The sequence below is a fragment of the Microbacterium sp. A94 genome, from assembly GCF_051842855.1.
Taxonomy (GTDB): Bacteria; Actinomycetota; Actinomycetes; order Actinomycetales; family Microbacteriaceae; genus Microbacterium.
In genome coordinates, this window is record NZ_JBPXMU010000002.1 from 518,409 (window position 1) to 543,142 (window position 24,734).

Sequence of the window (24,734 nt, forward strand, 5' to 3'; positions counted from 1 at the left end):
ACACATGACTGACGACAATTCGACCGGCGAAGCGACCGGATCCGGTCGCGAAGAGCCCTTCCACGAACACGGCAAGATCGACCAGGTCGATCTGCAGTCGGAGATGCAGCGCAGCTACCTCGACTACGCGATGGCGGTCATCGTCGGCCGTGCGCTCCCCGACGTGCGTGATGGTCTCAAGCCTGTGCACCGCCGGGTCATCTTCGGCATGTACGACGGCGGATTCCGCCCCGACAAGTCGTTCTCCAAGTGCGCTCGTGTCGTCGGTGAGGTGATGGGTCAGTACCACCCGCACGGTGACACGGCGATCTACGATGCCCTGGTCCGTCTCGTTCAGCCCTGGTCGCTGCGCTACCCGCTCGCTCAGGGCCAGGGAAACTTCGGCTCTCCCGGAAACATGGGCGCTGCAGCTCCTCGTTACACCGAGACGAAGATGGCGCAGCTGGCCCTCGAGATGGTGCGTGACATCGAAGAGGAGACCGTCGACTTCCAGGACAACTACGACGGTCAGACGCAGGAGCCGACGGTTCTTCCTGCGCGCTTTCCGAACCTGCTGGTCAACGGCTCGGTCGGTATCGCGGTGGGTATGGCCACCAACATCCCGCCACATAACCTGCGTGAGATCTCAGCCGCCGCACTGTGGGCGCTCGACAACCCCGACCTGTCCCGTGACGAGCTTCTCGAGGGACTGATCCAGCGCGTTCCCGGACCCGATTTCCCGACCGGCGCGCAGATTCTCGGGTCCAAGGGCATCCAGGAGGCTTATCGCACCGGGCGCGGCTCGATCACGATGCGCGCGGTCGTCAACATGGAGGAGATCCAGGGCCGCAATTGCCTCGTGATCACCGAGCTGCCCTACCAGGTCAACCCGGACAACCTCGCGGTGAAGATCGGTGACCTCGCCCGTGACGGCAAGATCACCGGCATCGCCGACATCCGCGATGAGACCAGTGACCGCACCGGTCAGCGTCTCGTCGTAGTTCTCAAGCGGGATGCTGTCGCCAAGGTCGTGCTGAACAACCTGTACAAGCACACCCAGCTGCAGGACAACTTCGGCGCGAACATGCTCGCGATCGTCGACGGTGTGCCGCGCACACTGGCGCTGGACGGCTTCATCTCGAACTGGATCGCTCACCAGATTGATGTGATTGTCCGGCGGACTCGTTTCCGTCTGCGCAAGGCCGAAGAGCGGATGCATATCCTCCGCGCCTATCTGAAGGCGCTCGATGCGTTGGACGAGGTCATCGCTCTGATCCGGCGCTCGCCCACGGTCGATGAGGCGCGCGATGGACTGAAGACGCTGTTGGACATCGATGACATCCAGGCGGATGCGATCCTGACGATGCAGCTGCGTCGCCTCGCAGCTCTCGAGCACCAGAAGATCGTCGATGAGGCCACTGAGCTCGAACTGCAGATCGAGGACTTCAAGGCGATCCTTGCCGATGAGATGCGTCAGCGCGCGATCATCCGCGAAGAACTCGAGGGAATCGTCGAGCGTTTCGGCGACGAGCGCCGCACGCACATCCTGCAGGGCTTCGACGGCGATGTGTCGATGGAAGACCTTATCGCTGAAGAAGAGATGGTCGTCACCGTCACCCGCGACGGATACATCAAGCGCACGCGCAGCGACAACTACCGTTCGCAGCACCGCGGTGGCAAGGGTGTCAAGGGCGCCCAGCTGCGCGCGGATGATGTCGTCGAGCACTTCTTCGTGACGACGACGCACCACTGGCTGCTGTTCTTCACCGATAAGGGCCGCGTCTACCGGGCGAAGACCTATGAGGCACCCGAGGCCGGTCGTGACGCGAAGGGAACGCACGTCGCGAACCTGCTGGCGCTGCAGCCTGACGAGAACATCGCACAGATTCTCGCGATGCGCGACTACGAGGTGGCGGATTATCTGGTGCTCGCCACTCGTACTGGCGTTGTGAAGAAGACGCGCCTGAGCGATTACGACACGAACCGTCAGGGCGGCGTCATCGCCATCCGTCTGCGCGAGGGCGATGAACTGGTCAGCGCGATGCTGGTCGACAACACCGATGACATCCTGCTCATCTCCCGCCATGGCATGTCGCTGCGCTTCAACGCGACCGATCAGGCCCTTCGTCCGATGGGGCGTGCGACCGAGGGTGTGAAGGGCATGAGCTTCCGGGGCGAGGACGATCTGCTGTCAGCATCCGTCGCTGGCGAGGACGGTTATGTGTTCGTCGTCACCGATGGGGGATACGCCAAGCGCACCTCGATCAGCGAATATCGCGTTCAGGGTCGCGGCGGTATTGGCATCAAGGTCGCCAAGCTCAACGACGATCGTGGGGTGCTCGCCGGCGGTCTGATCGTGGATGAGGACGACGAGGTTTTGGTGGTTCTGTCCAGCGGCAAGGTGGTACGCTCTGCCGTGGCCGAGGTGCCTGCGAAGGGTCGAGACACCATGGGAGTGGTGTTCGCCCGGACGTCCGAGAAGGACCGCATCCTCGCCATTGCCCGCAACAGTGAGCGGGGCCTCGCCGATGAAGAGGCAGAGGAGGAGTCAGCACCCGAAGATGCGGCTCCCGAATCCACCCAGACCCCCGAGGAAAGTACCGACGCATGAGCACAGTAGCCGACAAGCTGGCGAAGAAGTCGACGCGCAAAACCGGTGGCAAGCAGGTCCGCCTGCGCCTGGTCTACATTGACTTCTGGTCGGCCGTGAAGCTGTCGTTCCTGGCGGCGGTTGCGCTGGCGATCGTGACCATGGTCGCGTTCTTCCTGATCTACATGGTCGTGCAGGCCACTGGCCTTCTGGGCGAGGCGGATGAGCTGATCGGCAACATCACTGAGGGTGCCGTGTCGATCTCGTCGCTGCTCGGATTGCCGCAGGTCATGGCGTTCGCTGCCGTCGTGTCGATTCTGAATCTGATCGTGGTGACCGTGCTCGGTGCCGTCGTGGCCGGTATCTACAACCTCGCCGTGAAGGTCACCGGCGGCCTCCTCGTCGGCTTCATGTCCAATTAGTACCCCCTTTTACCTCCTTCTTTACCTCCTTTTTACCTCCTTCCGAGTGGCCATTTGTGGCTCGCTTTCGCCCCGGCGAAGCGCCACAAATGGCCACTCGCAGGTTGGAGGAGGTTAAAGAGTAGGGAAAACCCGAAGATGGGATGCTGGGTGGCACGGTGTTGACGGGGTGAAGCGCGGCCTACCTTTGAAACATGACCACTCAGACAGCTTCCCCAGCCGCGGAAACACCGCCTCGGGTGACTCCGCCGCTGCGCATCTTCTTGACCGTTCTGCATCTTGCCGCGCTCGGCAGTCTCGGCGGCATTATCCTCGGCATCCTTGCGGGCTTCTTCGGCGCTGGAGTCGGACTGCTGTTCGCTCTCGGAATCGGCGCCCTGTTCTTGGTCGGCTTCGTCTACGCGGTGTACGGCATCGGGTGGTTCGAGGTTGTGCGGGTCAGAAGCCTGTACGATCTGGACATCCCTGATCTGCAGGCACGCCAGCGCAGAACCCCTGGATTTGGCGGTTGGATCCGCTCGCTCGGACGCCAGAGCATCGACGGCTCGATGTGGCGCGCAGTAGCGAACTTCGCGATCGCGTGCATCTTCGGCTCGCTGGTGATTCGCCTGTTCTGGGGTCTGGTGTGGTCGGCGATCTTCGCCTTCACTCCCCTGTTCAGCACCGAAGACACCGCGGGGCCGTTCGGCACGACAATGTCAGCCGCCTGGGCGCCGGTGGTCGGCTTCCTCGGTGTTCTGGCGGCTGCCGCCGGCATCATCGGATTCGCGCTTGTGCACCGCGTGATCACACGCAGTCTGGTGGTTCCCAGCAGAGAGGCCGAGCTCACCGAGCGCGTGCGCACCACCTCGGCACAGCGCGAAGGCGCGGTCCGCGCGGCGGATGTCGAGCGCAGCCGCATCGAGCGGGACCTCCACGATGGCGTCCAGCCGCGGCTGGTCTCGGTGGGTATGACTCTCGGTCTCGCGCAGCAGAAGATCGACAACGATCCGGCGACCGCGAAGGCGCTGATCAATGAGGCGCACACATCCACGAAGGCTGCGATCACCGAGCTGCGACAGCTTGCCCGCGGCATCCATGCGTCTGTTCTCGATGATCGAGGGCTGGATGCCGCGCTGTCAGCGCTGGCCAGCAGGTCGCATATTCCCGTCAACCTCGACGTCCGCATGGATGGCGCGTCGACGGGTGCTCACGCCGGATGCCGGGATGCTGAGGCGGCGGTGTACTTCGTCATCGCCGAGTCGCTGACGAACGCGGCCAAGCACTCCCGGGCCAGTGAAACACGGGTCGTGGTGCGGCAGCGTGAGGGCGGTGTGCTTTGGGCGCGCGTCGAAGACAACGGCATCGGCGGCGCGCAGGTGCAGCCCGGTGGCGGTCTCGACGGCATCTCGAACCGCGTTCTTGCAGCCGGCGGGACGATCCGCATCGAAAGCCCGCAGGGCGGTCCGACATCCGTGGAGGTGAGTGTGCCATGCGCATCTTGATCTGTGAGGACTCGGTCCTGCTTCGGGAAGGACTCGTTCGCCTGCTTGAGGATGCCGGCCACGAGGTGGTCGCAGCCCTGAACGACACCGTCGGTCTGACAGACGCGGTCGAGGACGCGAATCCGGAGCTGTGCATTCTGGATGTTCGGCTGCCGCCGACATTCACGGATGAGGGCATCCGGGCAGCGCTCGGACTGCGCAAGACCCACCCGTCGCTGCCGCTGCTCGTGCTTTCGCAGTATGTCGAGGAACGCTACGCCAGCGATCTGATCGCAGCGCAGGGCGGACCGCTCGGATATCTGCTGAAGGATCGGGTCGCCGATGTCGCCGAGTTCCTCGCGTCGGTGGCGCGGATCGCCGAGGGGGCGACGGTACTCGACCCCGAGGTAGTTGCGCAGCTTCTGACCCGGCGCAACCGTGACGATCGGATGCTGCGGCTCACCGAACGCGAACGAACCGTGCTGGCACTGATTGCCGAGGGAAAGTCCAACCAGGCGATCGCCGGGATGCTGTTCCTCTCGGCCGCCAGCGTCGAGAAGAACATCACGGCCATCTTCCAGAAGCTCGGATTCGAACAGGATGAATCGGGCAACCGGCGCGTGCTCGCAGCACTCGCTCACATTGAGAACTCGGGTAGCGCAGCGCCATCCGCAAACCAGCCAGGAGCGACACGATGAACACCGAACCGCAGAACCCGCAGGGCGGACATGACGTTCCGCTGACGCCTCCGCCGGCATCATCTGGTGCGCCGGCATCCGGTGTTCAGAGCCCGCCCGTTCCGCCCGCGGCATCCGTTCCGCCGGCGCCGTCTTCACAGGGCCCGTCTTCACAGTCCCCGTCTTCGCAGGGCCCGCGCAGCGGGGCTGGTGCACGCGCCGCCGCCATCGCCGTTGCGGTATTCGGTGGCGTGGTGCTGCTGGGCACCGGCGCCACGGCCGCCGTCGCAGCAGTGCACGATGTATCGCGTAGTAGCAGTACGGTCAGCGGCGACGTCCTGACAGTCGACGTCAAGGGCATCGAGAGTATCGATCTCGAGGTCGGAGCGAGTGCTGTGAGCACCCGGTTCGGCGACGTTGACGAGGCGACGCTGGAGGTGACAGGAACCCGCGGTGGCAATTGGCGTCTGGATCGCGATGGTGATGAACTCATCGTGCGCGGACCTGATCACGGCTTCGGCTGGTTCGGGAACGGCTGGTTAGGCGGCAACTGGTTCGGTGACAACTGGTTCGACGAAGAGAGTGTGATCCTCACACTGCCGGAGAGCCTGAACAACTCCGGACTGGACGCCGACTTCGATCTCAGCGCCGGCAGCCTCACCATCGATGGGTCCTTCGGCGAGGTAGGCATCGCGGTCGGCGCCGGAATCTTGCGCATGGAGGGATCCGCGACATCCGTCGATGTCGAACTCAGCGCGGGACGCGCCGATCTGGAGTTGGCCGACGTCACCGAGGCGGAGTTCTCGCTCTCGGCGGGCAAACTGGTCGCCGATCTGACCGGGGATGCCCCGCGCACGGTGAGCATCGATGTCAGCGCAGGAGCACTGGAGTTGACCGTGCCCGATGAGTCGTACGATGTCACGCAGGATGTCAGCGCGGGAAGCCTGGATAACCGGCTGGATACCTCGAGTTCATCGCAGCACACGATCGATGCAACGGTCTCTGCGGGCAGCGCGATTCTTCGCTCGGGCGACTGACGGGCTCGATTCGGATTTTCCGTCAATCTCCGGTAATGTTTACGAGGTTGACGGGGCTATAGCTCAGTTGGTTAGAGCGCTTCACTGATAATGAAGAGGTCCCTGGTTCAAATCCAGGTAGCCCCACTCGTCACAATTTAATACCCCTTGAGGGGCCTTAGCTCAGTTGGTAGAGCGCCTGCTTTGCAAGCAGGATGTCAGGAGTTCGAATCTCCTAGGCTCCACAATCGGAACCCCCGGCTTCGGCCGGGGGTTCTCTCGTTCCTGGGCTTTCGTCCGACCGATTCACCGTAGGATCGAAGTGTGCTGATCGGTCTGATGCGTCCCGTGGAATTTCAGTCCTTTGACGTCGAGGCGGCTGATATCGCCGGCATCCACACCGAGCTCGCCACGCATCGACCGGATGGGTTCGACCTCGTCTCTGCACCTGTGCAGATGATCAAGGGCGCCCAAATTCTCAAGTCGACGGGAACCTTCTCGCGACGTGACTCGATCCAAGAGATCGAGGCCGAAGACATGGATGCCCTGCACGCCAAAGTTCCCGAAGGCTGGCAGCTGCTCAACGTGCGCAGCACCGTCTGACTCCCCCGTTCGGCAGAACCCCTCTTCCCGTTCCGGTCGCAATTGGTGCTGCTCTCAGCGAGTTTTAGCAGCACCAACTGCGACCGGAGCCAGAGTGGGGTCGGGTGGGGGCGAGGCCAGCAGCGCGATCAGCCGCGCCGGGAGCGGACGCCGCCGGCGAGGGCGGCCAGTGAAGCGGCCGTAGCATCCCAGTCCATGCAGGCATCCGTCACGCTCTGGCCGTACACGAGACGTCCACGCACCGAGACATCGAGCTTCTGCGCTCCTGCGACGAGGTTGCTCTCCAGCATCACGCCGGCGATCGCCGCGCCATCCGTGGCGATCTGCGAACCGATCTCCACCGCGACCTCGGCCTGACGCACATGATCCTTGCCGCTGTTTCCGTGGCTGGCGTCGATGATCACGCGGGGGGTGAGCATCGCGGCAGACAGGCGTGCCGATGCGTGCCGCACGGTTTCCGCATCGTAGTTCGGGCCATCGGCTCCGCCGCGCAGAATGACGGACGTATCCGGGTTTCCGGTCGTCGAGACGAGACTTGCCCGCCCGTCGGCGCCGATCCCGAGGAACGCCTGCGGAGCGGATGCTGCGGCCGCGGCATCCAGCGCCACCTGAAGTCCGCCATCCGTACCGTTCTTGAAACCGATCGGCATCGACAGACCGGATGCCAACTGCCGGTGGATCTGGCTCTCCGTAGTCCGCGCGCCGATGGCACCCCACGTGATCAGGTCGGCGGTGTACTGAGGGCTGATCGGCTCGAGGAACTCCGTCGCGCACGGGACACCGAGAGCGGTGACATCGCGGAGGAACCCGCGGGCCATGCGAAGCCCGGCCTCGATGTCATGGCTGCCGTCGAGGTGCGGATCATTGATGAGGCCCTTCCACCCGACTGTGGTGCGGGGCTTCTCGAAGTACGTCCGCATGATGATCAGCAGGTCATCGCGGTGCTGCTCGGCCTCGCGCAGCAGTCGACCGGCGTACTCGAGTCCGGCTGCGGGATCGTGGATCGAGCACGGCCCGACCACGACGATCAGGCGGTCATCCTCGCCCGCCATGATCGCGCGCACTTCGTCGCGGGTGCGAGCGACGAGCGATGCGCGCTCATCGCCCACCGGCAGTTCGGCGGCGATGTCACCGGGCGTCGGCAGCGTGGTGAACTGCGCGACATGCAGATCGGCGGTGGTGTCGGTGGTGACGGTGGCGTTCATGTTCCTGGGTCCTATCCTGTGTAGGCGGACCCGGATGCAGAGCCCGCCGAAACGGCGAAAGCCAGAGCAAATGCTCTGGCTTGTCGGCTCTGAAGGTGTCGGTGCGCGCTAGATCGGCGCCGGCCCCTCCAGAGCCGACTCGAAATACGCATACCAACGGGTTGTCATGCCCACGACCTTACCCCATCCCGGAGAGTTCCCGGACCGGATCCCAGACGTTCCGGGCATCCACGGCGTGTCATTCGGTCAACACGCCGAGCGGATGCCCGACCGTCTGGGATCCGGCACAGCAGGCTCAGCGCAGCGGTGTGAAGTCGCGGTTGGCGATGTGCTCGGGGCGCGGCGACTTCGCAGCGTACGGCTCGACCAGCGCGTTTTCGACGCTGTTGAACACCATGAACACGTTCGATCGCGGGTACGGGGTGATGTTGTTCCCCGACCCGTGCATGATGTTCGAGTCGAACCACAGGGCAGATCCTGCGGCGCCGGTGAACTGATCGATGCCGTACCTCTCGGCCATCGCGGTGATCGCCGCATGGCTGGGCACGCCTGCCTCCTGCGCCTGCAGTGACTGCTCGTGGTTGTTGTCCGGGGTCTCGCCCACCGCCGGCACGAATGTGCGGTGCGAGCCTGGCATCACCATGAGTCCGCCGTTGTACGGGTAGTTGTCGGTCAGTGCGATCGACAGGCTCACCGATCGCGGAACAGGCATGCCATCCTCGGCGTGCCATGTCTCGAAGTCGGAGTGCCAATAGAACCCGGTGCCGGTGAAGCTCGGCATGAAGTTGATCCGCGTCTGGTGCAGATACACCTCAGATCCCACGATCTGCCGGGCACGGTCCAGCACCTGCGGATTGCGCGCGAGGTCGTCGAGGACCGAACTCAGCTTCTCGACCTCGAACACCGAGCGCACAGTACCCGTGGTCCGCTCCGTGATCTTCCGCGGATCATTCTGCAGCGCCGGGTCCGCCGCGAGGCGATCGAGCTCGCTCGAGTACAGGGCGACGTCATCAGCCGTGATGAAGTCGTCGAGAATGGTGAATCCGCGCTTCTCGTGCGCTTCCAGCTCTGCTGCCGAGAAGGGGCCGTCGTTGACCGAGCCCCACACTGCGGGCTGGGTCCTTTCGATGAAGTCGCTGGGGGATGTCAACCGAGTCGGGAACAGATCCTCAGCGGTCGTCGGGGCTGTCATGCGTCGTTCTCCTGTCTCTTCTATGGATGGGGGACGGGCCGAATCCCAGACGGTCGGACAGCCCTGCGGCGTGTCGATCGGATGACACGCCGCAGAGCGCCGGGGTCGTCTGGGATTCGGCCCGCACCCGGGTCACACCTCTTCGGTGACCAGTGGGTACACGCCGTTCTTGTCGTGGGTCTCGCGACCGGTGATCGGCGGGTTGAACACACACACGGTGCGCATCTGCGTGCGCGGACGCACCTCGTGCTTGTCGTGGTTGTTCAGCAGATACAGCGACCCCGGCGCGAGCTGGTGCGTCTCACCCGTGGCGAGGTCGGTGATCTCTCCCTCGCCCTCCACGATGAACACCGCCTCGATGTGGTTCGCGTACCAGAACTGGTTCACGGTTCCGGCGTAAAGCGTGGTCTCGTGCACCGAGAAGCCCACGCCCTCTTTCGCCAGAACGATGCGCTTGCTGCGCCAGTTCTCGCTCTTGATGTCGGCGTCGGTGTCGGTGATCTCGTCGATGGTTCGGACGATCATGCGTGTGTGTGCTCCTTGCTCTGGACATTCAGGTCGGTCTCGGTCGCGGCATCCGGATCGGGCTCGCCCAGTACGACACGGATGCACTCATCGATGATGTCGAGGCCCCGGTCGAGCTCGGCGTCCGTGATCGTCAACGCCGGGAGGATCTTCATGACCTCGCCCTCGGGCCCAGAGGTCTCCATGAGCAGGCCCCGCGCGAACGCCTCCTGGCACACGGCATCCGCCAGTTCGCCCGAGGGGAACTGCAGCCCGCGAGCAAGCCCCCGCCCCTTGGCAACGAGTTCGTGCTGCGGGTACTGCGCGACGAACATGTTGAAGCGACCCTCGACGCGCACGCCCTTGGTGACGGTCGAATCGCGCAGCGTGTTGTCTGACCAGTAGCGGCGAATCGCCTCCGCACCGGTGATGAACGCCGGGCTGATCCCACGGAAGGTGCCGTTGTGCTCGCCGGGCGCCCAGACGTCGAGCTCCGGCTTGATCAGGGTCAGCGCCATCGGGATGCCGTATCCGGAGATCGACTTCGAGAGGCACACGATGTCGGGGACGATGCCGGCCTCTTCGAAGCTGAAGAACTCGCCGGTACGGCCGCAGCCCATCTGGATGTCGTCGACGATGAGCAGGATTTCGTGCTGCTTGCACAGCGCCGCGAGCTGACGAAGCCAGTCTGCACGCGCGGCGTTGATGCCACCCTCGCCCTGAACGGTCTCGACGATCACGGCGGCGGGGGTGTTCAGGCCACTGCCGGAGTCATCCAGCAGGCGCTCGAAGTAGAAGAAGTCCGGGTAGTCGCCGTCGAAGTAATCGTCGTACGGCATGGGGGTCGCGTGCACGAGCGGTACACCGGCGCCGCCGCGCTTGAGCGAGTTTCCGGTGACCGAGAGGGCACCGAGCGTCATGCCATGGAAGGCGTTGGTGAAGTTCACGACCGATTCGCGGCCGGTCACCTTGCGGGCGAGTTTCAGGGCGGCTTCGACAGCGTTCGCGCCGCCGGGGCCAGGGAAGACGACCTTGTAGTCGAGCTCACGCGGCTTCAGGATGACGTCGTTGAAGGCTTCGAGGAAGTCACGGCGTGCGCTCGTGAACATGTCGAGTGAGTGCACGACGCGGTCATCGGCCAGGTAGTCGATGAGGACCTTCTTCAACTCCGGGTTGTTGTGACCGTAGTTCAGCGCGCCAGCGCCGGAGAAGAAGTCCAGGTATTCCGTGCCGGACTCGTCGTACATCGTGCTGCCAACGGCGCGGTCGAACACGACGGGCCATGAGCGCGAGTAGCTGCGGACTTCGGATTCCAGCTGGGTAAAAATATTCATTTTGTGGTTGTTCTCCTCCTGGTTGTTGTCGTGCGGGGAGTGCACGCCGCCCGGGGTCGGGCGGATGGCGACGACTACACCGGCGGACCGATTTCGTATAGCCGTTCAGGTTCATGGTGCGCAGCATCCGGTTCATCGACGCTCAGATGCGCGCTTTCGAAAAGCGGGGTGACGACGACCGGAGCATCTCCCCAGCGACGAGCGAGACTGCGGAATGTCTGCTGGGATGCGACATTGTCATCGGTGATGGTGGTCTGCAGTGTGCGCACGCGCGGATGAACACTGTCGTCGTGCAGGAGATCATCGAGCATCCGCCCGGCTAGGCCCAGACCGCGGAAGTTCTCGTCGACGGCGACCTGCCAGATGAACAGGCAGGAGGCGTCAGCGGGACGGCGGTAGCCGATGACGAACCCGGCCGGATGCCCGTCGACCAGCGCGATACGGCAGGTGGCCGCGAAGTCTCTGGCGTACAGGACGTAGGCGTAGGACGAGTTCAGATCGAGCGTCTGCGAGTCGCGGGCGATGCGCCAGAGGTCGATTCCCTCATCGATGCGCGGTGGACGAATCAGGCTCACCCCACTCGACCTCGCATCGTTATGCGCGGCCGGTGCTGACGTGCTCGGCTCGGGGGAGCCGGGGGAAGTCAGAGCGTGTCACCATCCCAAATCGGGGCGTGCATCGCGTGAGAATTCATATCCATAGGGGGTTGTGATCGGTGCTGCGAACAGCGTCGGTCTGCCTTCCACAGTGTCATGCTCATCCGCTGACCTCAAATCGTTTCTCCGGATCGGGGATCTGCCGCGCGGCCTCCGCCTGTGGAATGCTGGGCGCATGACCTCGCATCTGCCGCACGAAGATATCGACCCGGATGGCCTGCTCGAGTACTCGGTGGTGTTCACCGATCGCTCGCTCAATCACATGTCGGCGCGGTTCGTCGACGTGATGCAGCAGACCCTGCAGATCTTGCAGCAGGCGTACAACGCGCACACTGCGGCGATCGTCCCGGGCGGAGGGACCTACGCGATGGAGGCGGTGGCGCGCCAGCTCGCCACGGGGCGACGCACCCTGGTCGTCCGCAATGGGCTGTTCTCGTTCCGTTGGTCGCAGATTCTGGATGCTGGTGGCATCAGCGACGACGTCACCGTGCTGTCCGCGCGTCCGGATTCGGACGACGTGCAGGCCGCCTGGGCGCCGGCGCCGATCGATGAGGTCGTCGCGGCGATCCGTTCGCGCCAGCCCGAGGTGGTTTTCGCCCCGCACGTCGAGACGGCAGCGGGCATGATCCTTCCCGATGAGTACGTGCGCGCTCTGGCCGATGCCACCCATGAGGTCGGCGGCCTGCTGGTGCTCGACTGCATCGCATCGGGTGCGATGTGGGTCGACATGCAGGCGCTCGGTGTCGACGTGCTGCTCAGCGCGCCGCAGAAGGGGTGGAGCGGTTCGCCGTGCGCGGGCTTCGTCATGCTCAGTGAGGCTGGTCGGGATGCTGTGACCAGCCGTCCCTCGACCAGCTTCGCGATCGATCTCGCCAAGTGGCTGTTCATCGCCGACGAGTATCGCGCCGGGCGTGCGGCGTACCACGCGACCATGCCGACGGATCCGCTGGTGCGCAACCTCGCCGCCATGCTCGAGACCCGTGAACGCGGATTCGAGACACTGCGTGCGGCGCAGATCGAGCTGGGCGCGCGGGTGCGTGCGCTGCTGGCCGAGCGCGGATTCCCCTCGGTGGCGGCATCCGGTTTCGATGCCCCCGGTGTCGTCGTCGTGCACACCGCTGACCCCGCGCTGAAGTCCGGCGCCGTGTTCCGTGAGCAGGGCTTGCAGATCGCTGCCGGGGTGCCGTTGCACTGCGAGGAACCGGCCGGATTCTCCACCTTCCGCCTCGGCCTGTTCGGGCTGGACAAGCTCTCCGACGTCGACGGGACTGTCGCTCGTCTGCAGGCGGCACTGGACCGGATCGGCGGCTGACCGTCTCCGTGGGATGAGCGCGCGCCGCGCCGGGCGGGGGTCGCATATGGCGCGCTTCGCGCCGGGCGGGTGTCGCATATGGTCGCTTCGCGCCGGTCGAAGCGGCCATATGCGACCCCTCGGGACGCGGGTCGCACGAGCACACATGCTACAGTTGCTCAAACCGACTGGACGGTATGTAGATTGCGCAAGGAGGCGCCATGTCCGCAGCACAGTTCGACGCCCGCGCACGCTTCAACAACACCGTGTCGCTCATCACCGGAGCCAGCCGGGGCATCGGCTTCGCAATTGCTCAGCGCATCGTCGCCGAGGGCGGCTCAGTCGTCATCACCGGCCGTAAGCAGGAGGCGCTGGGCGCTGCCGTCGCAGAGCTCGGACCCGCGGCATCCGCTGTCGCCGGTCGCGCCGACGATGCTGATCACCGTGCCGCGGTGTTCGCGCACATCGCAGCCCAGCATGGCCGACTCGACCATCTCGTGAACAACACCGGCATCAATCCCGTCTACGGGCCTATCGTCGACGTCGATGCAGACGCCGCACGCAAGATCCTCGAGGTCAACGTGGTCGCTGCACTCGACTGGACGCGTGCCGCGCTTGCCGCCGGCCTCAGCCGCAGCATCGTGAACATCGCCTCGGTGGCGGGCCTGAGCGCGAGCCCGGGCATCGCTTTCTACGGCATCTCCAAGGCGGCGCTCATCAACCTCACGACGCAGCTTGCGTACGAGCTCGCCCCGGGCATCCGCGTTAATGCGGTCGCACCGGGCGTGATCAAGACGGCGTTCGCTCGAGCTCTGTACGAAGGACGCGAGGGCGAGGTCGCGGCCGGCTACCCGCTCGCACGACTGGGTGAGCCGGATGATGTGGCCGGCCCCGTCGCCTTCCTGCTCTCTGATGATGCCGCGTGGATGACCGGACAGACCGTGTCGATCGATGGCGGAGCAAGCATCCGCCCGCTGTGACGCGCGAATGCGCCGGCCGATCATGATTCACGGAAAGATGAGGGTATGAAGGATTCACACGTCGCAGAGAATGTCACGCGCGCTGCCGTCGAGTTGTTCGCCACTCGCGGGTACGCGAACACGAGCGTTCAGCAGATCGTCGAGGCCGCGGGCGTCACCAAGGGTGCGATGTACCACTACTTCGAATCGAAGGATGATCTGCTCTTCGGTATCTACGATGCGCTGCTGACGCTGCAGAGGGCGCACCTCGATGAGATCATCGCGCGCGGTGGGGCCACAGACGAGGTCCTGCGGGCAGCGTGCGTCGACGTGCTGGAGACCTCGATCGATCACATCGCCGAAGGGGCGGTGTTCTTCCGCAGCATGAACATGCTCTCGGCGCCCAGACAGCAGGATGTCACGCGCCGACGCCGCGGATACCACGACGAGTTCGCCGCTCTCATCGGGAGCGGACAGCGTGAGGGCATCTTCCGTGATGACATTCCGGTCGCCCTGCTCGTCGCGCACTTCTTCAGCGACGTGCACTATCTGTCGCATTGGTATTCACCCGAGGGACCGGAAGGCAAGACGCTCATCGCCGAGCAGCTCACCGACCTGTTTCTCACCAGCCTGAGGAGAACGGATGCTGTCCCCCACTGAAGTTCCGCAGTCCATGCGCGCCTGGCAGGTCACCAGTCTCGGTGAACCCGCCGAAGCGCTGACACAGCAGAGTGTGCCAACACCCGTGCCCGCCGAAGGTGAGGTGCTCATCCGGGTCGCGGCAGTCGCAGCGAACTTCCCGGATGTGCTGCTTGCTCGCGGTGAGTACCAGGTGAAGCCCGAGCTGCCCTTCATTCCCGGGGTGGAGTGCAGCGGGACAGTGGTTGGCGTGGGCAGTGGTGTCTCCACACACGCTGTGGGCGACAGGGTCGTCGCGGGGAAGATCGGCGTTCTCGCCGAATACGCGGCAGTGGATGCGGCATCCGTGCATGCCATTCCGGAGAGCTTTGACTTCAACGCCGCGTCGGGTCTGAACATCGCCTACCAAACGGCATGGTTCGCGCTGCACCGGCGGGCGAAGCTGCAAGCGGGCGAGTGGCTGCTCGTGCATGCCGCGGCGGGTGGAGTCGGGGCTGCCACCGTGCAGCTCGGCGTAGCCGCGGGTGCCAGAGTCATCGGCGTCGTCGGCTCCGAGGCGAAAGCCGAAGTCGCGCGGGCGGCGGGCGCAGAGCACGTCATCCTGCGCGGCGACGACATCGTCGCCGAAGTGAAGCGCATCACTGGCGGGCACGGCGCCGACGTCGTGTTCGATCCGGTGGGTGGTGCCGCGTTCACCGCATCCACCCGTGCCGTCGCCTTCGAGGGCCGGATCGTCGTGATCGGGTTCGCGAGTGGCGAGATTCCCCAGCTCACAGTGAGTCACGCCCTGGTGAAGAACTACGCCGTGCTCGGGCTGTACTGGGGTCTGTATCAGGAGCGTCTGCCGCATCTGGTCGACGAGGCGCATGACGAGCTGATCCGGCTGTTCGAGGCGGGGAAGATCGCGCCGGTGATCGACAGTGTGGTGGCGTTCGACGATGCGCCGGCGGCGATCACCAAGCTCGCGACCGGCACGACCGTGGGCCGCGTGGTCATTCAGATCGCATCATGAACGAGCTCGATGGCCGGGTGGCGCTGGTCACCGGTGGTGCGCGCGGCATCGGAGAGGCGTACGTCCGTGCGCTGCACGCCGCGGGCGGTCGGGTCGTGATCGCAGACATCCTCGAGGATGCCGGACGGGCTCTTGCCGCCGAGCTGGGTGATCGCGCGCTGTTCGTCTCCTTGGATGTCACCGATGAGGTGCAGTGGACGGCCGCGGTGGATGCTGCGGTGCAGGCCTTCGGCGCCGTCGACGTTCTGGTGAACAACGCGGGCATCGCGAACGCCGCCCCGATTGAGCACCTCAGCACCGAGAAGTGGAATGCCGTGATCGCGGTCAACCTCACCGGCACCTTCTTCGGCTGCCGCGCGGTGGTTCCGGCCATGAAGAAGCAGGGCAAGGGATCGATCATCAACATCTCCTCGGTCGAGGGGATGCGCGGCAGCGCAGGTTTGCATGGCTACACGGCGGCGAAGTTCGGGGTGCGCGGGCTCGCGGCATCTCTCGCGGTCGAGTTGGGGCCGTTCGGGATCCGGGTCAACTCGGTGCATCCGGGGTTCATCAACACGTCGATGACGACCAGGATCGACCCGGCGCATCTCGACATCCCGCTCGGGCGTCCCGGCGAGCCGGAAGACCTGGCGGGCACCATCGTGTTCCTCGCGAGCGATGCGTCGTCGTTCACCAGCGGCGCGGAGTTCGTCGTCGACGGCGGCATGATCGCCGGCATCCCGCACCGCTGAACCCGTCGCAAAACCCGTCGCTAAACCCTTCTGCAACATTCACATACCGCCCGGTCGGTTTCTAAGGTACAGTGGTCGAACCAGCGACACGAAGAGGTGCCGATGAATACCCATACCCTGCAGTCCAAGCAGGAACCCGCCCGACTCGAGGTGAGCCATCTCACCGTGACGTTCGGCGGCCTGACCGCCGTCGACGACGTCTCGTTCGACGTGCGCCCCGGCGAGATCGTTGCGCTGATTGGCCCGAACGGCGCCGGAAAGACAACGGTGTTCAACGCGATCTGCGCACTGGTCAGCACTCGCGGCGAAGTCACCATCGATGGTCGCCCCGCCCCGCGCCGGACCGCACGCCTGACGGCACGGGGGCTCGCGCGCACCCTGCAGGGCCTCGGTCTGTTCGGCAGCCTGACCGTGCGCGAGAACATTCGCATCCCGGTGGTGGGGGAGCGGGATGCCGAGACCGCTGTCACAGCGCAACTCGAAGCTCACAACCTCACTGCCATGGCTGATCGCCCGGTCGCCGCCCTCGCGTACCCCGACCGTAAGCGCGTCGCGCTCGCCAGAGCACTCGTGGCCTCCCCCTCGCTGCTGCTGCTCGACGAACCGGCCGGCGGTCTCGGAGTCGAAGACATCGATGCTCTCGCCCAGGTGATCCGCGGAGTCGCAGATACCGGGTGCGCTGTTTTGCTCGTCGAGCACCACGTCGACTTCGTGATGGGCATCGCCGACCGCATCGTGGTGCTGGACTTCGGACGCGTGATCGCCCAGGGTGCACCCGATCAGGTGCGCAACGATCCCCGGGTCGAAGAGGCTTATCTCGGCGTCAAAGCAGAAGACGCTTCGCCCGAGGAGCTGTCGGCATGACCGGCGCCGCTCTCACCATCACCGACCTCACCGTCGGATACGGCGGTGCCCCGGTGCTGCACGAGGTCAGCATCGACCTCCGCCCCGGTGAGGTGGTCGCGCTTCTCGGGGCCAACGGCGCCGGCAAAACGACGCTGCTGCGCACACTCGCAGGGCTCGTGCCTGCAGCATCCGGTTCGATCGCACTCGACGGCACCGACCTCGGCAGGCTCCGCACCGAAGACCGCGCCCGGCGCGGCCTCGCCCTCGTTCCGGAAGGCCAGAGCGTGGTCGCCGAGCTGACCGTCGAGGAGAATCTGCGCCTGGGCGCTCTGTGGCGCCACCGCCCAGCTGCGCGCGAGCGCGCTATCGCCGGCATCCTCGAACTGTTCGAGCCGCTTGCCCGCCGGCGCAGCGCCGACGGCCATCAGCTCTCCGGAGGGGAGCGGCAGATGCTCGCCCTGGGCCGTGCGCTCATCTCCGAGCCGCGCGTGCTCGTCCTCGACGAGCCGTCGCTGGGACTGGCGCCACTGGTCGTCGCTCAGCTGATGGCCACCCTCCGCGACGCGGCAGAGCAGCGCGGAATCACCGTGCTCCTCGCCGAGCAGAACGTCACCAGCGCCCTGTCGATCGCCGACCGTGGCGTGGTGCTTGATCTCGGTCGCCTGGTGGCCGATGCTCCGGCATCCGAGCTTGCCGGCGACGCCGCCGTACGACACGCCTACCTGGGGTTCTGATGGATCGTCTCGCCTTCCTGCTTGCCACCGGCCTCGCCCGCGGCGCGATCTTCGCGCTGTTCGCACTGTCGCTCGTGCTGATCTGGCGCGCCGCGCGCATCATCAACTTCGCGCAGGGTGCGATGGCCCTGGTCGCGGCCTACGTCGCCTTCGCGGTCAGCGGCCTCACCGGCAACTACTTCGCTGGTCTCGGCGCAGGACTCATCGCCGGAGCGGTGGTGGGTCTGGTGGTGGAACGCGGGGTCATGCGCTTCGCGCCGCACGCCAATCCCCTCACCGGCGTCATCATCGCGATCGGTCTCGTCATGGTGCTGCAATCGCTGCTCGGCATCCTGTTCGGCCCGCAGTATCGGCCGATGACCGCGCCGTTCGACGATGCACCGATCATTGTCGGCGGCGTGCCCCTGCTCTCTCCGAACGACATCTTCATTCTTGTCGTCGCGTTCGCGGTGATGGCTGCTCTCGCCCTCCTGTTCACCCGCACATCACTCGGCCTGCAGTTGCGCGCCGCGGCATTCTCCCCCGAGGTGTCGCGCGTGCTGGGTGTGCGAGTGAACAGGATGGTGACGATCGGATGGATGCTCTCCAGCGCTGTCGCAGCGCTGGCCGCCATCCTGCTGGTGCCCACCGAACTCGGCCTCAACCCGCACTCCACCGACATGCTCTTCGTCTACGCGTTCGCCGTCGCCGTGGTGGGTGGTCTGGACTCCCCCGTCGGCGCAATGCTCGGCGGACTGATCGTCGGTGTTCTGATGACACTCGTCACCGGATACCTCGGCGCCACCGTCGCACCGATCGGCGTGCTCCTGCTGCTCGTCGTGGTGCTCCTACTCAAGCCCGGCGGAGTGTTCTCCCTACGAGAGGCGCGCAGCGCATGAACCGCATCCTGCGCGCACTGCGCGGTACACGTCGCACGATCGTGTTCGGTGTGATCCTCACCATCCTCGCGATCGGCGCCACTTTCCTGCTCGATCCCTATCGCAACTTCCAGCTCGCTACCATCGCGGCATCGTTCTGCACGGTCGCCGGCCTCACGCTGCTGGTCGGGCAGAGCGGCCAGCTCTCGCTCGGACACGCGGCCCTGATGGCCACCGGCGGCTATGGGTATGCCCTCACGGCGAATGCGCTGACGGAAGCCGGCATCGATGGCGTGGTGCGTTTTCTGGTGTCGTTCCTCGTCGCGATTGTGGCGGCAGGGATCCTCGGCCTGCTGCTCGGGCTTGCCGCCGCACGTCTGCGCGGACCGTATCTTGCCGGAGTGACGCTCGCGCTCGTGATCGCGGTCCCCGCCGTCACCGCCGTGTTCTCTGGAGTCTTCCGAGGAGATCAGGGACTGCAGATCGCCTATGACGGCGTTCCCGACGCGCTGCGCACGATCATCGCGCTCGAACAGTGGCAGGCCTGGGTTGCCATCATCGTGGCAGGAATCGTGGTGACCGTGCTGGCCGTGCTGCGCGGCGGTGCCCTCGGACTACGGATGCGCTCCGTTCGCGACGATGAGACCGCAGCCCGACTCAACGGCGTCGCCGCAGCGCAGGTCAAGGTCACCGCGTTCGTGGTGAGTGCAGTGGCGGCCGGGGCAGGCGGTGCGGTGCTCTGCTTCATCACGCAGTCGGTGAGCCCCGGCGCATACACGCTCGCGTTCTCGCTGCTACTGCTGGTCGCCGCGGTGCTCGGCGGCCTCGGCAGCATCGGAGGCGCCGCGATCGGTTCTGCTCTCATTGTCATGCTGCCCTGGGTCATCGGCACCGGAACGGCAGCGCTTCCGTTGCCGGCAGAGGTCGCCCAGCGACTTGCGGGCAACCTGCCGCTGCTCGTGTTCGGCGCTCTTCTGATCATCACGATGATCGCCCGCCCGGGCGGCCTCGCCAGTCTTCGCATCCGATCTGCAATTCCCTACCCACAGAAATAGGTGAACCATGTCACAGCACTCCCCGCTCCGGCGGATCGCGACACTCGTGACGGCATCCGCCGTCGCGATCGCGCTCGCCGGCTGCAGCACTCCCGCCCCCGCTGACGATCCTGCTGTTGCCGTTCCGGGTGTCACGGACGACACCGTCACGATCGGCACGCACACACCGCTGACCGGTCCGGCAGCTGCCGGTTACTCATCGATCTCGGCCGCAGTGACCGCATATTTCGCTTACCTGAACGAGCAGGGCGGCGTGCACGGCCGACAGATCGAGTACATCGTCAAGGACGACGGCTACAACCCCGCCACCACCCAGACGGTGGTTCGAGAACTCGTCCAGGAGGATGAGGTCTTCGCGATCGTGAACGGCCTCGGCACCGCGCCGCACATGGCCGTGCTCGACTTCCTCAATCAGAACGAGGTACCCGACCTGTTCGTCGCGTCCGGTTCCACGAACTGGAATCAGCCGGAGAAGTACCCGTTCACCTTCGGGTTCAACGCCGACTACATCGTCGAGTCCGCCGCGCTCGCGCAGTACGCCACTGACGAGTACCCCGACAAGAAGGTCTGCCTGCTCGGGCAGGACGACGACTTCGGAGACGAGATGATCGAGGGCGCTGAGCTCGTTCTCGGCGAGGGCGGCCTCACCCACATCGAGCGCTACTCGACGTCGAACCAGGATGTCACCGCGCAGGTCGGTGCCCTGAAGGCGGCCGGGTGCGAGATCAACATCCTCGGCACGATCAATGGGTTCACGGCCCTGGCGGTGGGCACGGCCGCGCAGCTCGGGTGGTTCCCGCAGTGGTTCTCGTCGTCGTCCGGCGCCGACTATCCGACTCTGATCGGCTACCTCGGTGAGGACGTCGGCCCGAAGGTGCTGCAGGGGTTCGTGGGGACGAACTACCTGCCGGCCCTGGACGGTGACAGTGACTGGGTCACGCTGTTCCAGAAGGTCAACGACGAGTACAACGCCGGCGCACCGTTCGACGGAAACACGATCTACGGCATGAGCGTGGCGTATTTGTTCGCCGAGGCGCTGGCCGCAGCGGGCGAGAACCCGACCCGCGAGGCGCTGGTGGATGCTGTTCGCTCCGGTGACCTCGCCGGTAACGGCATCCTGCCGCTGTCGTTCAGCGAAGACAACCATGCGGCGTATCTGGGTGTTGGCATCAGCCTGGTTGACCAGGGTGTGCAGGACTACGCTGGCGCGACCTACATGGTTGAGGGCGGCACCGTCACGTCGGTCGAACCGGCGCCGGTGGCGCTCACGGCTGAGGGCGTGCCCGGATCCTGACCTCTCACACACGAAAGGAGTGGCTCGGATCCTGAGATCCGAGCCACTCCTCGTCCTCTGCGTACCGGAGGCGACTACGGCTGAAGAATTGCGGTCAACAGGTTCGGGTTGTCCTGAGTGACATAGGCGGCGCTGGGTACGTAGATCGTGCCTTCCTGCACGAGCACCGAGGTCGGGTTGCTGAGACCGTCGTGCTCAGTCAGCACCGTTGTGCGTTCGCCATCGTGGACGAGGACGACCTCGCTGCTCGGGTCGAGCGTCGCGACGATCTGGTCTTCGCGTCCGGTGAAGGCGAAGTCGTCGATGCCGACAAGGTCGTCGGCGGCGACGCTGATCTCGCCCGCAGTCCCGTCAGCGGTGATGTCGATCTGCAGAATGGTTCCGGCATCCAGGTTTGAGACGTAGACGTCACCGCCGTGCAGCTGCACTCCGTTCGCACCGAGGAACCCGCCCTGGGCGAGAGCGGCGTCATCTGACCAGGTCGACACCTCACCGTCGCGCGTGATGCTGTAGACCGCCGAGAGCACCGAGTCGGCCGCAAGGAACTGATCATGTTCCTCGTCATAGGCGAGGCCGTTCGGCAGGCCTGTGGCGGGCAGCGTTGCGATCAGATCGAACTCCCCGTCCCCGTCGAGCTCCCACAATCCGGTGGTATCTGCTTCGCCGGTCGCATATAGCGCGAAGTACGAGCCGTCGACGTAGGCGAGGCCGGTTGCCAGCGGGAAACCGAGCACCGGGGTGGCGGTGCCTCCCGCGGCGGGGGCGGGCAGCGTACCCAGAATGTCGATGTCTCCGGCGGCGGAGATCTCTGCGATCTGACGGCTGGCCGCGAAGGTGACAGCAACGCCGTCGCCGGCGGCACGGACGATGTTCTCCGGCAGCTGCCCGGCGGTGAGGTCGAAGGACGCAACGATGGTGGCATCGGTCGCGCTCGAGAAGAGTGTCGCGGGTGTCGCCTCGCTCGATGCTGCGGGTGCAGAGCAGGCGCTGAGGGCGAGCGCCGCCCCGACGGTAAGCAGGCCGAGGCTGACAGTGGCGAATCGGGTGGTGAACATGAGTGAGTACCTCTTTGGTTGGTGTGTTGGCGTTGGTGCGGGGGATGCCCGGATTCCACTGTGCGGTCGCCTGATCGGAGGCACCAGCCCGCCGTGTGGGTATCCCCGAGAGGGATACCCCGCCGCCGCTTGACCCGGGCACAATGGGGAGATGGCGGAGAAAAATGAGCTGGGCATGTTCCTGCGTGCAAGCCGTGCGAGGATCACGCCGGAGCAGGCGGGCTTGACCCTGTACGGCGACAATCGCCGCGTGGCGGGACTGCGCCGCGAAGAGCTCGCGATGCTGGCAGGCGTCAGTTCTTCGTACTACACGCGCCTCGAGCAGGGGCAGGCAGGCGGACCATCCGCGCAGGTGCTGAACTCCCTTGCCGCCGCACTGCTGCTCAACGATGATGAGCGTGCGCACCTGCACACCCTGGCCAGCCATAACGACGGGACGCTGCGGATGCGTGCCGTGCGCACAGCGGAATCAGCCGATCCGGCGTTGCTCGAACTCATCGATTCGATGCCCGACATCCCGGCGATGGTGCTCGGGCGACGCAGCGAGGTTCTCGCGTGGAATCACGTCGGCCACGCGCTGCTGACCCCGCATCTCAGCTTCGATGCCCCACAGCATCCGCACTCGCGTCCTGTGCTGGCTGAGTTGGTTTTCCTCGACTCGGCGCTGAAGGCACTCTATGTGGATTGGACGGCGAAGAGTCGTGCCGTGGTCGGCGACCTCCGCCTGGCCGTGGGCCAGTACCCGGACGACACCGGATTGGCATCGCTGATCGGGATGCTGTCGATGAAGAGCCCCGAGTTCGCTCGACTGTGGGCAGATAATCGCGTGCAGGCCCGCAGCACCGCCGTCTACGAACTGCGCCATCCGCTGGTGGGCGCGCTCACGGTGACGAAGCAGTCGTTGCAATCGCCGGGCAACTATTCGCAGGTGCTCGTGACGCACACCGCCCCAGCCGGTTCGACATCGCGGGAGGGGCTGTCGCTCCTGCACCATGTCGTTCCGGGTGCGCTCGCCCCGAGTGAACTCAGCGCGAGTACTCCTCCACCAGCTCGCGCTTGAGAACCTTGCCGCTGCTGCCCAGAGGCAGTTCGGTCACCAGATGCACGACGCGCGGATACTTGTATGCGGCGATGTGTTCACGGACGAAGGCGATCAGCTCATCGGCATCCACTGACGCACCCTCGCGGGCGACGACGGCGGCGTGCACCTCTTGACCCTTGACGTCGTCGGCGATACCGAAGACAGCCGAGACGGCGACGTCAGGATGCCGGGCGAGCACCGCCTCCACCTCGGTGGGGTACACGTTGTAGCCGGAGCGGACAATCATGTCCTTCTTGCGGTCGACGATGGTCAGAACGCCGTCGATATACGTGCCGAGGTCGCCGGTGCGGAACCAGCCGTCCACCACCGCCCCTGCCGATGCGTCGGGCCTGCCCAGATACCCCTTGAAAAGGTTGTGGCCGCGTACGACCACCTCTCCCAGCGCGTCCGTGTCATCGATCAGGACGACGCGCTCATCGATCTCGGGGTCGGCGATCGCGACATCGACACCCCACATCGCGCGCCCGACGGTTCCGGGGCGGATGGGCGTTCCCAGCGGGTTTGATGACACCGTCGGTGCGGTCTCAGTCAGGCCATAACCCTCGTGAACTTCGGCCGCATAGGCGCTGTGGAATGCTTCCAGCACGGCGACCGGCAGAGCTGCGCCTCCGGAGACGGCATACCGCAACGGCGGCCGACCGGGTGAGCGTCGTGCTGCCTCCAGCATCCCGACATACATGGTCGGAACGGCGGTGAACACCGTCGCCTGCTGCGCCACCATCAGCGCGAGAGCCTCATCCGGATCGAAGCGCGGCAGCAGGATGACGGATGCCCCGACGCGGAAAGCCATGTTCATCACCGCGGTCTGACCGAAGGTGTGAAACAGCGGCAGGCCGCCGAACACGACGTCATCGGCTCGGAGGTCGAAGGCATCGATCAGGGTGCAGTGCACCTGTTCGATGATCGACAGGTGGCTGCCGACCGCCCCCTTCGGGGTGCCGGTGGTGCCGCTCGTGTACAGAATCGTTGCGGGATCGAGCGCACTGGTCGCCTCGTGCCGGACGATGGGGGTGGATGCTGCCGCCTCGACTTCCAGGCGCGGCAGCGCCACCCCGGCATCTGCGGGCAGAAGCACCGTCACCAGCGGCACACCGACCTGCTGCGCGGCCGGAACAGCTTCAGCCAGCAGAGGTGCTGCGGCCACGAGCAGGTCGGCCTCGGCATCCCGCAGCACATAGGAGATCTCCTCTGACTTGAACAGCAGATGCACCGGCACGGCGATCGCGCCCAGCGACAGCACCGCGTAGTAGACGCGGGCGAAGTCGGGCACGTTCGGGATCAGCATCGCCACCCGGTCGCCCCGACCGATGCCCCGATCACGGAGCGCCCCGGCATAGGCGCGGGTCTGATCCCACAGCTCGCGATAGGTGGTCGTGGTGCCGGCGAAGAGCACTGCGGGCCGATCGGCATGACGCACGGCGGATTCGGCGAGGATGGTGGCAACCGACAGCGTCGGGAAGCCGGCGCCATCGATCGCGGGGTCAGGGCTGTGGGTCATCATGTCTCCTTTGACGTGGA

At 65.4% G+C, this 24,734-nt stretch carries 24 protein-coding genes and 2 tRNA genes; 19 read left to right on the forward strand and 7 right to left on the reverse strand.

All coding sequences use genetic code 11. From position 1 onward, the window contains the following. Window positions 1-4 precede the first annotated feature (4 nt). The 8 genes from gyrA to ACSU1L_RS08410 all read left to right on the forward strand — a co-directional run bounded on the left by gyrA (window position 5) and on the right by ACSU1L_RS08410 (window position 6,750). A complete protein-coding gene (gene gyrA / locus ACSU1L_RS08375; protein ID WP_438252406.1) occupies window positions 5-2,590 on the forward strand; it encodes a DNA gyrase subunit A in 2,586 nt (861 codons plus the stop codon). Then, window positions 2,587-2,991: a DUF3566 domain-containing protein gene (locus ACSU1L_RS08380; RefSeq protein WP_438252407.1), complete on the forward strand. Its 405-nt coding sequence runs from the start codon at window positions 2,587-2,589 to the stop codon at window positions 2,989-2,991. The genes gyrA and ACSU1L_RS08380 overlap by 4 nt, the downstream gene beginning before the upstream one ends. Window positions 2,992-3,185: 194 nt before the next feature. Continuing rightward, the gene (locus tag ACSU1L_RS08385; protein ID WP_439255411.1) at window positions 3,186-4,475 is read left to right on the forward strand and encodes a histidine kinase; all 1,290 of its coding nucleotides are present in this window, start codon (window positions 3,186-3,188) and stop codon (window positions 4,473-4,475) included. Beyond that, window positions 4,463-5,152 carry a response regulator gene (locus ACSU1L_RS08390; protein ID WP_438252410.1) on the forward strand — a complete coding sequence of 230 codons (690 nt, stop codon included), beginning with the start codon at window positions 4,463-4,465 and terminating at the stop codon, window positions 5,150-5,152. The genes ACSU1L_RS08385 and ACSU1L_RS08390 overlap by 13 nt, the downstream gene beginning before the upstream one ends. Further along, entirely contained in the window at window positions 5,149-6,168 is a 1,020-nt protein-coding gene (locus ACSU1L_RS08395; RefSeq protein WP_439255412.1) for a DUF4097 family beta strand repeat-containing protein, read from the forward strand. Before ACSU1L_RS08390 ends, ACSU1L_RS08395 begins: the two co-directional genes overlap by 4 nt. Before the next feature lie 52 nt (window positions 6,169-6,220). After that, window positions 6,221-6,294, forward strand: a tRNA-Ile gene (locus ACSU1L_RS08400). Between the two features lie 25 nt (window positions 6,295-6,319). Continuing rightward, window positions 6,320-6,392 (forward strand) — tRNA-Ala (locus tag ACSU1L_RS08405). Between the two features lie 79 nt (window positions 6,393-6,471). Further along, a complete protein-coding gene (locus ACSU1L_RS08410) occupies window positions 6,472-6,750 on the forward strand; it encodes a hypothetical protein (protein WP_438252412.1) in 279 nt (92 codons plus the stop codon). A 128-nt stretch (window positions 6,751-6,878) separates the two neighbouring features. On the opposite strand, the gene ACSU1L_RS08415 is transcribed toward ACSU1L_RS08410, so the two are convergent. From ACSU1L_RS08415 to ectA, 5 genes are all read right to left on the reverse strand, one after another. Beyond that, entirely contained in the window at window positions 6,879-7,955 is a 1,077-nt protein-coding gene (locus ACSU1L_RS08415) for a 3-deoxy-7-phosphoheptulonate synthase (RefSeq protein WP_439255413.1), read from the reverse strand. 295 nt (window positions 7,956-8,250) lie between these two features. Next, a complete protein-coding gene (gene thpD, locus ACSU1L_RS08420; protein WP_439255414.1) occupies window positions 8,251-9,147 on the reverse strand; it encodes an ectoine hydroxylase in 897 nt (298 codons plus the stop codon). Between the two features lie 132 nt (window positions 9,148-9,279). Continuing rightward, entirely contained in the window at window positions 9,280-9,672 is a 393-nt protein-coding gene (locus ACSU1L_RS08425; RefSeq protein WP_439255415.1) for an ectoine synthase, read from the reverse strand. Then, window positions 9,669-10,985: a diaminobutyrate--2-oxoglutarate transaminase gene (ectB, locus tag ACSU1L_RS08430; protein WP_439255416.1), complete on the reverse strand. Its 1,317-nt coding sequence runs from the start codon at window positions 10,983-10,985 to the stop codon at window positions 9,669-9,671. The genes ACSU1L_RS08425 and ectB overlap by 4 nt, the downstream gene beginning before the upstream one ends. 74 nt (window positions 10,986-11,059) lie before the next feature. Then, on the reverse strand, window positions 11,060-11,560 hold the full coding sequence (gene ectA / locus ACSU1L_RS08435; protein ID WP_439255417.1) for a diaminobutyrate acetyltransferase: 501 nt from the start codon (window positions 11,558-11,560) through the stop codon (window positions 11,060-11,062). Window positions 11,561-11,816: 256 nt separating this feature from the next. Between ectA and ACSU1L_RS08440 the strand changes: the two genes are divergently transcribed. From ACSU1L_RS08440 to ACSU1L_RS08485, 10 genes are all read left to right on the forward strand, one after another. After that, a complete protein-coding gene (locus tag ACSU1L_RS08440) occupies window positions 11,817-12,953 on the forward strand; it encodes an aminotransferase class V-fold PLP-dependent enzyme (RefSeq protein WP_439255418.1) in 1,137 nt (378 codons plus the stop codon). A gap of 200 nt (window positions 12,954-13,153) precedes the next feature. Beyond that, complete coding sequence (locus ACSU1L_RS08445) at window positions 13,154-13,912, forward strand: SDR family oxidoreductase (protein ID WP_439255419.1); 759 nt, start codon at window positions 13,154-13,156, stop codon at window positions 13,910-13,912. A 45-nt stretch (window positions 13,913-13,957) separates the two neighbouring features. After that, the gene (locus ACSU1L_RS08450) at window positions 13,958-14,551 is read left to right on the forward strand and encodes a TetR/AcrR family transcriptional regulator (protein WP_438252420.1); all 594 of its coding nucleotides are present in this window, start codon (window positions 13,958-13,960) and stop codon (window positions 14,549-14,551) included. Next, window positions 14,535-15,542 carry an NADPH:quinone oxidoreductase family protein gene (locus ACSU1L_RS08455; RefSeq protein ID WP_439255420.1) on the forward strand — a complete coding sequence of 336 codons (1,008 nt, stop codon included), beginning with the start codon at window positions 14,535-14,537 and terminating at the stop codon, window positions 15,540-15,542. The genes ACSU1L_RS08450 and ACSU1L_RS08455 overlap by 17 nt, the downstream gene beginning before the upstream one ends. Then, the gene (locus tag ACSU1L_RS08460; RefSeq protein ID WP_439255421.1) at window positions 15,539-16,273 is read left to right on the forward strand and encodes a glucose 1-dehydrogenase; all 735 of its coding nucleotides are present in this window, start codon (window positions 15,539-15,541) and stop codon (window positions 16,271-16,273) included. Before ACSU1L_RS08455 ends, ACSU1L_RS08460 begins: the two co-directional genes overlap by 4 nt. 102 nt (window positions 16,274-16,375) lie before the next feature. Then, window positions 16,376-17,137, forward strand: a complete 762-nt coding sequence (locus ACSU1L_RS08465; RefSeq protein WP_439255422.1) for an ABC transporter ATP-binding protein — start codon at window positions 16,376-16,378, stop codon at window positions 17,135-17,137. Then, window positions 17,134-17,853, forward strand: coding sequence for an ABC transporter ATP-binding protein (locus ACSU1L_RS08470; protein ID WP_438252424.1), 720 nt, complete (start codon window positions 17,134-17,136; stop codon window positions 17,851-17,853). The genes ACSU1L_RS08465 and ACSU1L_RS08470 overlap by 4 nt, the downstream gene beginning before the upstream one ends. Then, on the forward strand, window positions 17,853-18,731 hold the full coding sequence (locus tag ACSU1L_RS08475) for a branched-chain amino acid ABC transporter permease (RefSeq protein ID WP_438252425.1): 879 nt from the start codon (window positions 17,853-17,855) through the stop codon (window positions 18,729-18,731). The genes ACSU1L_RS08470 and ACSU1L_RS08475 overlap by 1 nt, the downstream gene beginning before the upstream one ends. Next, window positions 18,728-19,765, forward strand: coding sequence for a branched-chain amino acid ABC transporter permease (locus tag ACSU1L_RS08480; protein WP_439255423.1), 1,038 nt, complete (start codon window positions 18,728-18,730; stop codon window positions 19,763-19,765). Before ACSU1L_RS08475 ends, ACSU1L_RS08480 begins: the two co-directional genes overlap by 4 nt. A gap of 7 nt (window positions 19,766-19,772) precedes the next feature. Further along, window positions 19,773-21,059: an ABC transporter substrate-binding protein gene (locus ACSU1L_RS08485; protein WP_439255424.1), complete on the forward strand. Its 1,287-nt coding sequence runs from the start codon at window positions 19,773-19,775 to the stop codon at window positions 21,057-21,059. A gap of 74 nt (window positions 21,060-21,133) precedes the next feature. On the opposite strand, the gene ACSU1L_RS08490 is transcribed toward ACSU1L_RS08485, so the two are convergent. After that, window positions 21,134-22,114 (reverse strand): hypothetical protein, encoded by a 981-nt coding sequence (locus ACSU1L_RS08490; RefSeq protein WP_439255425.1) that lies wholly within the window; start codon window positions 22,112-22,114, stop codon window positions 21,134-21,136. 151 nt (window positions 22,115-22,265) lie between these two features. On the opposite strand from ACSU1L_RS08490, the gene ACSU1L_RS08495 reads away from it, so the two are divergent. After that, window positions 22,266-23,174: a helix-turn-helix transcriptional regulator gene (locus ACSU1L_RS08495; protein WP_439255426.1), complete on the forward strand. Its 909-nt coding sequence runs from the start codon at window positions 22,266-22,268 to the stop codon at window positions 23,172-23,174. On the opposite strand, the gene ACSU1L_RS08500 is transcribed toward ACSU1L_RS08495, so the two are convergent. Beyond that, a complete protein-coding gene (locus ACSU1L_RS08500; RefSeq protein WP_439255427.1) occupies window positions 23,140-24,714 on the reverse strand; it encodes an AMP-binding protein in 1,575 nt (524 codons plus the stop codon). The genes ACSU1L_RS08495 and ACSU1L_RS08500 overlap by 35 nt on opposite strands. Between the last annotated feature and the right edge of the window lie 20 nt (window positions 24,715-24,734).

Bases quoted from the DNA above. Each gene is read 5' to 3' on its own strand.
- ACSU1L_RS08470 (WP_438252424.1), top strand. From the start codon at position 17,134: ATGACCGGCGCCGCTCTCACCATCACCGACCTCACCGTCGGATACGGC.
- ACSU1L_RS08460 (WP_439255421.1), top strand. From the start codon at position 15,539: ATGAACGAGCTCGATGGCCGGGTGGCGCTGGTCACCGGTGGTGCGCGC.
- ACSU1L_RS08440 (WP_439255418.1), top strand. From the start codon at position 11,817: ATGACCTCGCATCTGCCGCACGAAGATATCGACCCGGATGGCCTGCTC.
- ACSU1L_RS08495 (WP_439255426.1), top strand. From the start codon at position 22,266: ATGGCGGAGAAAAATGAGCTGGGCATGTTCCTGCGTGCAAGCCGTGCG.
- ACSU1L_RS08490 (WP_439255425.1), bottom strand. From the start codon at position 22,114: ATGTTCACCACCCGATTCGCCACTGTCAGCCTCGGCCTGCTTACCGTC.
- ACSU1L_RS08415 (WP_439255413.1), bottom strand. From the start codon at position 7,955: ATGAACGCCACCGTCACCACCGACACCACCGCCGATCTGCATGTCGCG.
- ACSU1L_RS08380 (WP_438252407.1), top strand. From the start codon at position 2,587: ATGAGCACAGTAGCCGACAAGCTGGCGAAGAAGTCGACGCGCAAAACC.
- ACSU1L_RS08445 (WP_439255419.1), top strand. From the start codon at position 13,154: ATGTCCGCAGCACAGTTCGACGCCCGCGCACGCTTCAACAACACCGTG.
- ACSU1L_RS08425 (WP_439255415.1), bottom strand. From the start codon at position 9,672: ATGATCGTCCGAACCATCGACGAGATCACCGACACCGACGCCGACATC.
- gyrA (WP_438252406.1), top strand. From the start codon at position 5: ATGACTGACGACAATTCGACCGGCGAAGCGACCGGATCCGGTCGCGAA.
- ACSU1L_RS08465 (WP_439255422.1), top strand. From the start codon at position 16,376: ATGAATACCCATACCCTGCAGTCCAAGCAGGAACCCGCCCGACTCGAG.
- ACSU1L_RS08395 (WP_439255412.1), top strand. From the start codon at position 5,149: ATGAACACCGAACCGCAGAACCCGCAGGGCGGACATGACGTTCCGCTG.
- thpD (WP_439255414.1), bottom strand. From the start codon at position 9,147: ATGACAGCCCCGACGACCGCTGAGGATCTGTTCCCGACTCGGTTGACA.
- ACSU1L_RS08500 (WP_439255427.1), bottom strand. From the start codon at position 24,714: ATGACCCACAGCCCTGACCCCGCGATCGATGGCGCCGGCTTCCCGACG.
- ACSU1L_RS08385 (WP_439255411.1), top strand. From the start codon at position 3,186: ATGACCACTCAGACAGCTTCCCCAGCCGCGGAAACACCGCCTCGGGTG.
- ACSU1L_RS08475 (WP_438252425.1), top strand. From the start codon at position 17,853: ATGGATCGTCTCGCCTTCCTGCTTGCCACCGGCCTCGCCCGCGGCGCG.
- ACSU1L_RS08450 (WP_438252420.1), top strand. From the start codon at position 13,958: ATGAAGGATTCACACGTCGCAGAGAATGTCACGCGCGCTGCCGTCGAG.
- ectB (WP_439255416.1), bottom strand. From the start codon at position 10,985: ATGAATATTTTTACCCAGCTGGAATCCGAAGTCCGCAGCTACTCGCGC.
- ACSU1L_RS08390 (WP_438252410.1), top strand. From the start codon at position 4,463: ATGCGCATCTTGATCTGTGAGGACTCGGTCCTGCTTCGGGAAGGACTC.
- ACSU1L_RS08455 (WP_439255420.1), top strand. From the start codon at position 14,535: ATGCTGTCCCCCACTGAAGTTCCGCAGTCCATGCGCGCCTGGCAGGTC.
- ACSU1L_RS08480 (WP_439255423.1), top strand. From the start codon at position 18,728: ATGAACCGCATCCTGCGCGCACTGCGCGGTACACGTCGCACGATCGTG.
- ACSU1L_RS08485 (WP_439255424.1), top strand. From the start codon at position 19,773: ATGTCACAGCACTCCCCGCTCCGGCGGATCGCGACACTCGTGACGGCA.